Source organism: Akkermansia sp. N21169 (assembly GCF_029854675.1).
Classification (GTDB): Bacteria; Verrucomicrobiota; Verrucomicrobiia; order Verrucomicrobiales; family Akkermansiaceae; genus Akkermansia.
Window position 1 is genome coordinate 318,565 of the sequence record NZ_JARWNC010000041.1, and the last position, 12,760, is coordinate 331,324.

Here is a 12,760-nt window from a genome sequence, read left to right on the forward strand (position 1 = left end):
TAGCATTTCAGCTTTTTCCTGACAACAGAAAATGATTTTTTTGCCCATATATTTTTTTGAAACCATTGCAAAATATTGAAATATTATTTTTCTCAACTTATTTCTTGCCGAAGAGTTTTCCCATGTTATTTTGGAAAGGATAGATGAGAACACGATTCTCGCTTTTTTTTATTCTCGTCTCGCCCCTCTTTGCCCCCATGGAACACAACATTGATTCAGCATTTACGGGTAGTGACATTGTTTCACAGTCTTCGCCATCCAGCAGTTCCTCGTCATCCTCATCTTCGAGCGCCCCCATCGAAGAAGGTTGGCCTTGCGACTGTGATTGCGATGAAGAACCCACCCCAGATGATTACAACAACAAGAAGCTGCAACAGCATGGGAAAAAGTTGGAGAGTGTGAACGAATAATCAAAGCGAAATGTAATGATTAATATTTTAATAGATAATTTATATGAAATTTTCCCTTTATTTCCTATTCCTGACCCTCAAGGAATTATTTTTCCTAACGATTGGGAAGCGGATCAGGATTGTGCTATACTAAGGGGAAGACCATGGGATCAAATACAAGCTGAAGAATTTCAGTTACATTGGAACGTATTATCGTGGCTTAATGCCGATTACTTTCATTATTATCTGCCTTCAGTTATATTACTCTCACTATATGAAATTAAAAAAAATAGTGAACTATCAAAGATGGAATTAGCCGTTGATTCTGCATTTTATTATATTGCATTAGGAGATATTTTTGATGCAAAATGGAAATCATTCTCTCGGCAGCAGATGGAATTTGTAAAAAAGTGGCACTCACTTATCCTAACTCAAGAAAATAATCCAGAAATAAAATGGCATACAAAAAATATGGAAAATTTGATTCGTAGACTTCATCCTGACTTAACTGAGGGATAAATTCACCATGATGATTTTCATTTTGGGTTCTTGTCCTGTATTGCGATAAAGAGTCTATGTTTTAAAAATAAATATGACTCACAAGAATATATTTTTCAATGATTTCAAAAAATAATAAATTTATTCTTTCCAAAATTATCTATTGTTCCTAAAGTAAATTTTAATACTATTAGTCAATCGTCTCGAGGAAAACATCTTTGTTAATATGGTGACCTATTCCAAATTTTATTTTCAGGAAGAAGCCCCATTGAGGTCTTTTTGTGATACGCCATCCAGTTCGGACTGTAACTCCGATAGTTCAAATTGTGTTCCCGAAAGTTTTTCATCGTCTTCATCTTCGAGCACTCCTATCGAAGAAGGTTATCCCTGTCCTTGCAACTGTGATTGCAATGAAGAACCCGCCCCCGACGACTGCAACAAAAATGGAGGTGGTAATTCCGCCGGCAACTTCCCCATCGGATCCAATCCGGACAATCCCGATGATCGTGAAGGGGAATTGGGCGTCGGTGGTGAAGGCAACAACTCCGGAGGCGACAGGAATGCTTTCGCAGCCTTTAGCTTCCGGACCGTACCGGAAAGTACCATCGGTGTCCGTTACAAGCCCCCTCTGGAATGGACAGCAGTCTGGAATGCCTCGGAGCGGGACGTGACCGTCATGCACCCCCCCCGGTAGCGCTATCAGCTTTCATGCAGACACCGGCAGCGCGGAAGCCGTTCCCGTCGGTGCCTCCCGTAAGCTCAACTACCGCGTCCGGCTGGTCTCGGAGGACGGACAGCCATGTCTCTCGGGTTCCCCCGCTTTTCTGGACATGGTGCAAAGCAATGGACGAATCCCGCGTATTCTGGATAGCATCGGTCGCCCGGAAAGAGGAACCAATAGGCGACAGAATGAAGCAATCAGAGACGATTCATTCCGTTACAATACACGGAATGAACTGGTCCATGCCGCATTGGGGGAAACCTTATTCCAATATGAATACGACAACATTGGCAACAGAGAGCAGGCACTCGAAGAACTCACACAGACGGACTATGTAAGCAACAGTCTCAACCAGTACACCAGTATCGAGCCGTCCGATGAGACCTCGTTCATACCTGCCTACGATGCAGACGGCAACCAAACGCGTATCCGAACAACGACAGGCATTTGGAACGTCGCCTACGACGCCAACAACCGTCCCGTCCAGCTGACAAGTGAAGATGGAAAAACAGTCATCGAATGCCGCTACGATTATATGGGACGCCGTTTGACCAAGAAAGTGACAGTCCAGGGAGCAGTCATCCTGCATGAAGGCTACCACTATCTGGATTACCTCCAGATCGCAGCAGTCAACCTCCTCGCAGACCATGAAATCCTCCACATTACCCTCTGGAATCCTGTCGAACCCGTCGCAACACGCCCCACGAGGCAATGATGCCTATTACACTGTCCACGATTTCGTCAAGAATGTGACGGAATGGATTGATGATCATGGAGCCATCGCCGCAAGCTTCGACTACACCCCCACAGGACATGTATTCCAGAAGTCGGGAGATACAAGTCTGAATATGATCGGCTACTCAAGCGAAATCATGGATCATGAACTGGGGCTTGTGTACTATAATTACCGGCACCTTAATCCCCTTGATGGAAGGTGGATCAGTCGAGATTTCATTTTTTATTATGGAAGTTACGGGTCTTATAATTACATTAACAATAGAACTCAAAATAACATAGACATATTAGGATTGTTTTTTTAAAGAAAAAAACATTTATGTAAACGCAACATCAGACGACTATTTTTCAGAAATAATTCCAAGCATGGCTGGAGATTCATTCCAAACTTTAATTGATTATATAGATAAACAATTAGGCATGTGTGATTGTGTAAAAAATTAACACTAATAATTCATGGCGATGAAAATTCCATGATAATAAATCATAATAATGATCCGCTCTTTCCTACACCTCCATGTATGAAAGATATGGAAGATGGTTTACCTGCTGATGGAATACCAATTGCGCAAAATCCTAATGACCCCAATGATGCTAACATTGTAGATGATAATAATGCATCTTCATTATTTGGCGCACTGAGTAGCCAGGTTTCATTTTGTAAAAATTGCATAATATATTTGTTATCATGCAATACAGGATTAAGACAAAATTCATTTGTCCAACAATTATCAAATTCTACAGGCTGTACCGTATATGCTCCTAAAGGATTTTGTGCTCCTAATGTAGCTAATCCACTTATGTCAGGCGTCTCTAAAGAAGAAAATTCTCCTTGTTCATATTCACCAAATAATTTTTCCAAATACAAACCAAAGCCATAGTCATGCATCTTGCGAATTTTATAATACTATCACTTGCCTTGACTAGTTGTTATTCTCCATGCGGAAGCGTGATTTGGCCAGAGGGAGATTCATATGCTAACCTATCCTGGGCACCTGGACTCAATAATGGACATAGTGAAGAAAGAAAAAAAGATATCAGAAAAGAATTAATGCATAAATCAAAAACAATAAATACATGCTTCTTTGCTTATTCAGAACATAATTATATCGTAGCCCCAGATAAAATAATAATACAAAATTTGGTAAAGGAAAAACCGCAAGAACCACCGCGAATTCTTTCAATTTGGTCACCATTAGGTTATTTTATTTTGAATGGAAAATCCTATTGTTGGCATGGTTGGGGATGGATTTCTACCGATAACAATGAATACTATATGATCCCTCGATTTTCATTGGGCATTCCATCTGAGATGAAAAACAAGAAAAAATTTTCCACGTTTTGTTTTAATCATCCTGTATTTATTGATATTTTTTTAAAAACACAACGACCTCAATGCGATAGAGACAAATATTTTCCAGATCTACTAAATGTAAAAAAATCAGAGTCAGATAAAATGTTTATTGATTTATTTAATATTTTATCAAACAACGAATAACCATATTTACAAAACCAACATTATTTTCAATAACTTACCCATCGAACTTAGATACTATCCTATCACAGTTTTTGTACTCATCAAGAATATGTTACAATACACTTGAAGTCACTCATCTAGTCATAAGACATAATAAATTATGAAAAAAATATCATTTATTTTTTATATCGACGTCATTTTCTTCTTGTTAATAGATTTTTAATCATTCGGCAAGAAGATTAACCGCACACCTGAAGAACATAACTTTTATTTATCCAGAAAAAAATATCAGACTTACCAAAAGATTATGAAACGTCAATAATGGGACCTCATACACGCTCTATTAGCAAGGTAGGGATTAAACCGCGACACATAGCACAAATATTTTCACTAGCAGATATATTTGGAAAGGAGCTAAAAGATTGCAACTTCAAAATCAAAGAAGACAAATGACTATTAAAATCACATTATTCCTAGTAATCTCTCTAGTAATTTCGTCTTGTTCAAATACTCAACGATGCCCATTGAATAACGACTGGTCTATTATCACAATTGTTAACAGATCTTCCCTGCATTGGGAAGACGGAAAGAGAACAAACCTTGTATACTCCATCAGAAAAGACAAAGATCAATATACATTAACAGAATCAAGCGTAGCAGTCCATCTTGGCATATCGTATTTTAAAGAACTTGGTAAGATTTCCAAAAAAGATATCGATAGGTTATTACCCATAATATCGGATATATGCGATCGTGCAACGTGCTACAACTATCAAGATAGTTCTTTAAATTTTTTTGAAATTAGCGAGCTCGGACTAGCTTTGCGACTTGGTATTTCGGGTAATTGTTATTCTATAGACTATATATCTGAAAAGGATACGTTGTATATTTTTAAGCACCTCTTCTCCAGCATCCGAAAAATTGCAAGCGAAATGCAACCTATCGTACCAGTAGAAGGAGAATATCCGGAATATGGAGATAAAAACATAAAATTGAATGAAGAATTCTTAGATAAAAACGAACCAAAATGAAATCGATAATAGAAAAACATTTTAAACAACATGAAATGAATAATTGATTTTATCTGCCCACATACAAGTATCGCCCCAGAAGATAAGATCTCTTTTGCATCATATTATAAACATACTAAATATAATGTAAAAATTACATTATTCATGGAGATGAGCAATCTAAGAAAAAACCTGTTTATGTGAAGGAGTTAAACGGAGAGCCTATTGGAATAGAAATAGAATTATGGTCCCTTGAGCAAGGAATAAAATCACAACAAACTATACGCAAAGAAGATTAAGTATGTTTCAAATGATTTATTTTCAGCGATTTTAGAAAAAATATTCAAATAATACAAGATACTAAAATTATTGAAAAATGAAAACAAAAACAATAATCATACTTACATTGTCCACATCTTTGTTTTTATTCACAACCAAACTATTTAGCATTGCACACACCAATCATACAGCAGAATCTTACTTCAATAAATTATCAAATGAAATCAATTTCAATGAAATAAAGAAAAATAACCCCGAATTTGATTGTATTGAATCAAATGAAAGAAAAATACTGATATTGGAATTTGAAAATTCATACAATCCATTTAACGCAAACAACTTGGTTATAATTGTAGATGGAAATATGCACATTTTAATATATGATTCTTCCAGAAAAAAATGGCACAGAAAAGCAAAGGACTTATTATCATTGTTTTATACTAAAAAATGCAACGAAAGACACAAAAACCTTTCTATTGAATTTATAATGTCGCTAGAAGGATATACTAAAATAAGAGACAGTAAGGTTAATCAGCCCTCTGAAAATAGTTTTACAAACAAATAAAGTTAGGAATGGAAACATCCCTATAGAAATAATACCGTTCTCAGGAATATATATTATAACTCCATTGCCATTATTTGAATTTTAAATTTCAACCACATCCGTTACCGCAATGACAAAAAAAATAATCGGATTCCTAACATTTATATTCCTATTTATATATATGCATAGAATGTCGGGTATTATATACAATACGTATATTGCCGATTATTATCTTGATAAATTATCAAATGAAATAAATTTCAGCGAAGCAAGAAAAAACAATCCAGAATTTGTTTTTTTGAATCAAATGGTAAAAAAATATTAATACTCGAATGTGATAATTTCATTAACCCATTTAAACCAAGAAATTTAGCTGTTTTGGTAGATGAAGACATGCACATTTTAATATACGACACATCACAAAAAATCAAAGACGCAAACGTCAAAAAATTATTATCTGTATTTTACACAAAAGAAAATATTAAAAAATATGATTTTTTCACGATAGATCACGTAATGCTTTATGGAAAATTCACCAAAATTAGAGACAGCGATTGGTGTAAAATAGATCATAAAAAATAGATCTGTTATATATGTAATCTATGCTGCAGATAAATTAGAATAATATAAGAAAGGATCCCGTATCATGAAAGAAACAATAGGATATATAGCGGTCGCAAGAGGATATAGACCATCAAAATGCAAAGAAACAATATGGAATTCATGATCCATCATACCATCATCTATCACCAGATAGGCTGGCTAGTAACAAATTCGGAAAATCATTATGAAAATAGCTCTCTGTACAATCGCGACGGGAAAAGACCCCATTTATTTTGAATCCGTAAAACGCTATCTTCCTTATAACAGGGAGTATTTTATGAATGGGCGGGATGTGGATTTTCTACTATTTACCGATCAATCTGAGGCTATTGATGGCGTTCAAAGCCATCCTTACCAGGGTATCCTGTGGCCTTACAGCCCGATGTTGAAAAACAACGTCATCGGAGAGCATTTTGATCAATTCAATTTATGGGATCAATATGATTACATTTATTTTATCGACGCTGATTTCGCCATTGGTGATTACTACGATTTCTTTCAGCATGAGTTTGTGATGATCAATGTCAGCTGGGGAGAAGAGCTTGGCGGGGGAGGATTTTATGGAGGGAAAAGCAGTATTTTCAGAGAACTCTACGAAACTTACCGAGAAGAAATTGCTACTATTTGCAACAATAAACTATCGGTTCCTCTCCATTTGGATGAATTCTATCTGGGTCTTTTCCGAAAAAGCCATTCCGAACACATCCACATGATCAGTATGGATGATGAGCATACCTTATTTTTCTATGACTCGGAAGATCTTGATACAAGAATCAAGGCAGAAGGAAGACGAAAACTTTTCATGTTTCCTCAAAAAACAAGAGGCCGGGCCAATACTGTTACAATCACACATCCCAATTGGAAGCAGGAATCTGTTATCAACTTGAAAGAAGGATATCTGTTCATCGTCTATCACCATGACATAGGACATCTTCTAAAAATCACTGACAGATACTACCGAATTCTATGGCTCAAGCATCCATCTTCTCGTGAAATTCTGGATGTAGAAACAAATACAATTATCTGTAACTAAGTATGAAGGGAGGGAAGGAAGGACAAAATGATCCATGTGTTATATATCGCATTGCTCCCAGTTTCATCTTATGGAACTAGAGTCTAGGTTTATTGTTTAAAAAGAGACCTATAAACCATCCAGGAAAATGAACTTCAGTACATTGGCTCCATTCCTCTGTTCCCTGAAATAAATAATGCCATCCGAGGCATCACCTTGATCGCCAAACCGGATTCCTCATCATCTACATCAGGCAATCCTGGCATCCGCAACTCAAAATGATCGTCTACGTCCGTCCTCAACAGCGACCAGGGAAAAAGCCTGAATTATGCCAAGGAGATTTCAAGAGGAGCCCGACAGTTTATTTATAACCAGCGGAATCCAAAAAGCATACATGCTCATCGATAACGACGGAATTTTCACCGTCTCCTGCGGAATTCTCTCTTCCTGATTGTCCGAGTATCAATCGCAACAGTGGATATAAAATGAGGCCGAGTACTTGAATGTACTCAACCTCATGAAAAAGATAGAAGCAAGGGCAACATTCATACCCTTGCGCAGCAGAAATGCTCTTAGCGGCGTCCACCGCGTCCGCCACGGCCATAGCCGTTGTCATCACGACGTCCGGCACCGCGGTATCCGCCGCCGCCGTTACCGCGATCACGGTAACCGCCGCCGCCATTGCTGACCTGCGGTTTTGCTTCGTTGACAATCAGGGCGCGGCCCATGTATTCCTGACCATTCAGAGTTTCGATGGCAGCGTTCATGCCATCTGCCGACTCCATGGAGACAAAAGCAAATCCTCTGGGACGACCGGAGTCGCGATCCGTGGGCATAAATACTTCCGTTACTTCACCATGAGCGCCGAACAAATCTCTCAAGTCTTCTTCAGCTGCATCAAAGGACAAATTCCCTACATACATTTTTGTGTTCATATTTTCATTCGACAGGCATTCTGAATTTTCTTAAATGTGCTCCCGAAGATCCGGGATTAGAATTACCCAATTTCGAATAAAACAGACACCGTTGTCTGGGAGACAGACTACACCCATCGGAATAAAACACCAAGAGTATTTTTCCTCATTGCCAAATATTTTTATTTTCTCCACACAAAACAACTTGTTTCAGGGCTTCGCCCCGCCGGGCTCCGAACCGGACTATCCTCCGTTATCCTCAGAGAGAGAATAGGAAAACATCTTGTCTCCCTCAGAAAAGATATACATTCTGCGGGAGGCATCTTCCCCGAGTGTCCGAAAAGATCGCTTCCTGCTTCACCGATCCGAACGAGGAGCTTGTCAATGCCGGGGGTGTCCGCTCCACGCTTCGAACCGCTTCGCGTAACGGTCTTGTGCAATCATTCCGGACGAGCTTGGAAACCTTACTCTTTATCGATTACAATCGATCCCACTTATCACCCTTCCTCTTGCGCTTCATTGATGAATGGAAGAAGTTCCTCGTACGTTTCCTTGCCCATGTAGCGCTTGATCGAGCGCTCGGGCGTTTTGTATATATCGACGAGTATCAGGCAATCCAGCACATCTCCAAAAGATTTGTCGATGCTGAAGGACAGGATTTTGCCGTTCAAACGCAGGTACTGCCGCAGCAGGACAGGTATCCCCTTGCCATCCTGTTCGATATCGGAAACAAGCTGGGACAAACCCTGGGGATCGGTCAATCCCACGGGGAGAATTTTCAATTCGGGGCCTTTCAAACGAAGGCGATGCGGCGGATGAAAAGCCTTAACCCCCGTGCTCAACTGGGAATCCATTTCTCGGGCTTCCAAATAGGAAACGATGAGAGAACGGGAGAGATTCGTATAGTCGCGGGAAATGCTTACCGTACCGTATAAATACCTGTACCGGGGATTATGCACCATGAACTGCCCGATCCCGACCCAGATAAGTCCCAGGGCAAGGGGTTTACGCTGATATTCCGGCGTAATAAACGCTCTCCCCATTTCCAGCCCTTTCCTTAAGACTTGCTGAATGTCGGGAGAAAACTGGAAAAAGCCTCCGTTATAAAGGCCTTTCGTTCCGAAACGGTCAAAAATTTCATCAGTCAACCCCATCCGGTAGGCTCCAGCCACCTTGCCGTTGGTTTTATCCCACAGGAAAAGGTGCAGGTAATGTCCGTCGAATTCATCCAGGTCGCAGGACAAGCCGGAACCCTCTCCCGCCTCGCGGAACGTCCATTCGCGCAAGCGACCTATTTCCTTCAAAAGATTAGGAATGCGGCTGGCTTCCGCCACATACACAGACCAGTCTCCGTCCTCCTGATGAACGAGCCTGCATTCGTCAGGCAAAGCCGCGACTTCGCGTTCCAGTTCCTCGCGCGGCACAGGCGGAATCAACGGAGCAAGACGCCTCTTGCGGGAACCATGCTTGGCGATATACGGCTTGCGGGATTTCTCGTAATTCCGCCCCATCAGGTACGTCCTGAGGCGCAGGTGGGACATAAGGGCCTCATCTGACTCGTACTGGCTTAGCGAAGAGCCGGACAGAGGCTTCCCGATGACGATTTTATGAACGCGCCGGCTGTCGCGCCCGACTTCGCGAGCCAGAAAGGGCACACGGGCTTCCTTGTTAATCAGGGTAATCCCCTGAAAAAACAGGCTCGTCCTGCCGGGAATGTACAGCGGCACCACCGTCGCATTGGTACGTCGGATAATTGAGGCAATGTTGCGGTTCCATTCGTCGTCGGTCACCCGCTTGTCGGGGATGGAATAACTAGATGCCGTCCCCGCAGGGAAAAGAGCGATCAAACCACCCTGGCCCAACCATGAGAGCATCTTTTTGATTCCGGCCATATTCCTCCTCCGAGCTTCGGGACCATCATACACATCGACAGTAATCATCCAGGGTTCCAGATGCTTGCAAAGCGTCAACTGTTCGTTGGCAACCAGACGGACATCATTTCGGACGCGGGTCAGCAACTGCCCGATCATCAAACCGTCGGACAAACCATGCGGATGGTTGGCCACCACGACGACGGGGCCCTTTTTCGGAATGCGCTCCAGCTCTCCCGGCCTGAGCTGGTATTTCAGATTCAGGTGTTTGATGGACAAATCAAAGAAATTATCGGTCGTTCCTTCCTTGGCAAGATCCCGGGATATCTTATCATAGGCAATGTTCAGCCGTTCCAGACCCAGCAACTTTTCAGCGGAAGAAAGCACAAGCGAAGGAACGCGGACGTTATCGCCAAGGAGATCTTTCAAATCCACCATTTTTTGACTCGCAGCCTCAGGCATAGGGCACTATTTACCTTATTGCCGAACAAAAGGAAACCTCTTTTTATCCAAGAGGACAGAACCCTCGCTTGCTTTTTCGCCTCATTGATCCATAGTGTGAACGACAATTGGCTTATGCCTCAACGCCATGAAAAAATTTTTCCTCTATTCCATTTTAGGGCTTAGTCTCGGTCTTCCGGCCGCATTCGCACAAAACTCTCTTGAGACATCCCACCTCGTTTCCAAAATCGAGCCGGCAGTTCACGGGCAAACTCTCATCCTCTCCAACAACCATGTCGCCCTGAAGGTGACCATCGCCGACAATACAGTTACCGGAGGAGAATTCATCGATAAGGTCAACGGCGCCACCTATGATCTGAAACCCAATCTTTTCCGTCTCGGCATCGACACAGAAGCCGAGGATCCGGTCGAAAGCAAGGCACTCATCAAGCCCGATCCGACGACAAAGAACAAATTCGTCTATCTGTCCCCCGCTGATTTCATCCCGGAAGGCTTCGAAATCACGCCCATCGCCGCCACCCCCCAGGCCCGTCGCCTTGTAGACCGCAAGCCCGGAGTGCAAGTTACGATGAAATTCGCCATTGCCGACAACGGTCTTCAGCCGGAGTGGAAGGCGGAATTGCGGGAAGACGCTCCCTACGTCCGTATTTTCGTCACCGTACACTGCCGCCACCAGGGACATTCCGTCCGGGAAATCCGGGTACTGGACTTCTCGGCTCCCGATCCGATTGTCCGCGGCTCCGTCAAGGGTTCTCCGATTACCGCTTCCAACGAGAAACTTTTCACCGGCATCGAATCCCCTCTGGGCAATAACTACGTCGAAGGAGATGACCGCATCGTCTGCGCCATTAACAAGCAACTCGACCTCCCCGGACACTCCTCCACAGAAGTCTCCGCCGTCCTCGGCGTCGCCGCTCCCGGGCAGCTCCGCCGTACCTTCCAGCTCTCCTACATCAATGAGGAACGCGCCAGGCCCTACTCTCTCTACCTGAACTACAACACTTGGTACGACCTGGGGTTCTTCAACCGTTACAGTGAAAAGGAAGCCATTGAAACGATTAAGAAATTCGGCGATGAACTCGTCAAGAAACGCGGCGTCAAGTTGGACTCCATGCTGATGGACGACGGATGGGACGACGTCTCTACCCTTTGGGGCTTCCACAAGGGATGGCCAGAGGAATTCAGAAACGTTCGCAAAGCCGCCGAAGAAATCGGTTCCGGCCCCGGCGTCTGGTTCTCCCCGTGGGGAGGTTACGGCGGTCCCAAGGATAGCCGCATCAATGCAGCCAAAGACAAGGGATTCGAAGTTGTCAAAGAAGGATTCTGCCTCGCCGGCCCCAAGTACTACAACCACTTTAAGAACATGTGCCTGAAGATGATCCGCGAAAACGGCATCAACCACTTCAAGCTCGACGGGACCTCCACCAAAGAACGCAACCTGCCCGGCAGCAGGTTTACCAGCGACTTCCAGGCCGTAATCTCCCTGATTGAAGAACTCCGCAAGGAACGTCCGGACATCTACATCAACCTCACGACAGGAACCTGGCCTTCGCCCTTCTGGTTCAGCATTGCGGATTCCATCTGGCGCGACGGCTGGGATCACGAATTCGTAGGCGTCGGCTCCAACCGCAACAAGTGGATGACCTTCCGCGACGCCAATATCTACAACAACAATGTCGTCAAGGCTCCGCTCTTCCCGATCAATTCTCTGATGACCCACGGCATCATCTATGCCACCAAAGCCCGCCAGCTCAATACCGACCCCGGTAACGACCTCGCCAACGAAATCTGGTCCGGAATGGCCTACGGCACCCAAATGCAGGAAATCTACATCAGCCCGTCCCTGATGACGGACAAGAACTGGGATGACCTCGCCAACGCCGTCAAATGGGCCCGCGCCAATGAAGCCACCCTCGTCGACACCCACTGGATCGGCGGCAACCCGGCCAAACTGGACGTGTACGGCTGGGCCTCCTGGTCTCCGAAGCAGGGCATTGTCGGCCTCCGCAACCCGTCCGCCCAGGTTCAGACATTCTCGTTTGATCCGGCAGCCGTTTTCGAACTTCCTGCCGGAGCCGTAACGACATTTTCCGTTTCCTCACCCAACGGAAGCAACACCGGCATCACATCCATGAAGGCCGGAGAAACCGTCACGCTGACCCTCCAGCCCTTCCAGGTCATTGTCCTGGATGCCAAGCCCCAATAAGACTTCCCGATCTCCCCGCACTCTGCATTTCCAACACCC

12 protein-coding genes are annotated in these 12,760 nt (G+C 43.4%); 9 read left to right on the forward strand and 3 right to left on the reverse strand.

Features of this window, described 5'->3' with window-relative positions:
• The first annotated feature begins 197 nt into the window (after nt 1-197).
• The 4 genes from QET40_RS11770 to QET40_RS11785 all read left to right on the forward strand — a co-directional run bounded on the left by QET40_RS11770 (nt 198) and on the right by QET40_RS11785 (nt 2,323).
• Nucleotides 198-410: a hypothetical protein gene (locus QET40_RS11770; protein ID WP_280127367.1), complete on the forward strand. Its 213-nt coding sequence runs from the start codon at nt 198-200 to the stop codon at nt 408-410.
• A gap of 15 nt (nt 411-425) precedes the next feature.
• A complete protein-coding gene (locus QET40_RS11775; protein ID WP_280127368.1) occupies nt 426-908 on the forward strand; it encodes a DUF6714 family protein in 483 nt (160 codons plus the stop codon).
• Between the two features lie 205 nt (nt 909-1,113).
• Nucleotides 1,114-1,581 carry a hypothetical protein gene (locus QET40_RS11780; protein ID WP_280127369.1) on the forward strand — a complete coding sequence of 156 codons (468 nt, stop codon included), beginning with the start codon at nt 1,114-1,116 and terminating at the stop codon, nt 1,579-1,581.
• A 136-nt stretch (nt 1,582-1,717) separates the two neighbouring features.
• Nucleotides 1,718-2,323: a hypothetical protein gene (locus QET40_RS11785; protein ID WP_280127370.1), complete on the forward strand. Its 606-nt coding sequence runs from the start codon at nt 1,718-1,720 to the stop codon at nt 2,321-2,323.
• 504 nt (nt 2,324-2,827) lie between these two features.
• Here QET40_RS11785 and QET40_RS11790 read toward each other — a convergent pair.
• On the reverse strand, nt 2,828-3,232 hold the full coding sequence (locus QET40_RS11790) for a hypothetical protein (RefSeq protein ID WP_280127371.1): 405 nt from the start codon (nt 3,230-3,232) through the stop codon (nt 2,828-2,830).
• Between QET40_RS11790 and QET40_RS11795 the strand changes: the two genes are divergently transcribed.
• The 4 genes from QET40_RS11795 (at nt 3,227) to QET40_RS11810 (ending at nt 7,289) form a co-directional block, all read left to right on the forward strand.
• Nucleotides 3,227-3,841: a hypothetical protein gene (locus QET40_RS11795; protein ID WP_280127372.1), complete on the forward strand. Its 615-nt coding sequence runs from the start codon at nt 3,227-3,229 to the stop codon at nt 3,839-3,841. The two genes, QET40_RS11790 and QET40_RS11795, sit on opposite strands and share 6 nt — an antisense overlap.
• 428 nt (nt 3,842-4,269) lie before the next feature.
• A complete protein-coding gene (locus QET40_RS11800) occupies nt 4,270-4,851 on the forward strand; it encodes a hypothetical protein (protein ID WP_280127373.1) in 582 nt (193 codons plus the stop codon).
• A 355-nt stretch (nt 4,852-5,206) separates the two neighbouring features.
• Complete coding sequence (locus QET40_RS11805; protein WP_280127374.1) at nt 5,207-5,674, forward strand: hypothetical protein; 468 nt, start codon at nt 5,207-5,209, stop codon at nt 5,672-5,674.
• A gap of 766 nt (nt 5,675-6,440) precedes the next feature.
• A complete protein-coding gene (locus tag QET40_RS11810; protein ID WP_280127375.1) occupies nt 6,441-7,289 on the forward strand; it encodes a hypothetical protein in 849 nt (282 codons plus the stop codon).
• A 551-nt stretch (nt 7,290-7,840) separates the two neighbouring features.
• Here QET40_RS11810 and QET40_RS11815 read toward each other — a convergent pair.
• Both QET40_RS11815 and QET40_RS11820 read right to left on the reverse strand, forming a co-directional pair.
• Nucleotides 7,841-8,203 carry an RNA-binding protein gene (locus tag QET40_RS11815; protein WP_280127376.1) on the reverse strand — a complete coding sequence of 121 codons (363 nt, stop codon included), beginning with the start codon at nt 8,201-8,203 and terminating at the stop codon, nt 7,841-7,843.
• Between the two features lie 476 nt (nt 8,204-8,679).
• Nucleotides 8,680-10,491 (reverse strand): lysophospholipid acyltransferase family protein, encoded by a 1,812-nt coding sequence (locus QET40_RS11820; protein WP_280127377.1) that lies wholly within the window; start codon nt 10,489-10,491, stop codon nt 8,680-8,682.
• A gap of 151 nt (nt 10,492-10,642) precedes the next feature.
• On the opposite strand from QET40_RS11820, the gene QET40_RS11825 reads away from it, so the two are divergent.
• Nucleotides 10,643-12,721: an enterotoxin gene (locus QET40_RS11825; RefSeq protein WP_280127378.1), complete on the forward strand. Its 2,079-nt coding sequence runs from the start codon at nt 10,643-10,645 to the stop codon at nt 12,719-12,721.
• Nucleotides 12,722-12,760 lie beyond the last annotated feature (39 nt).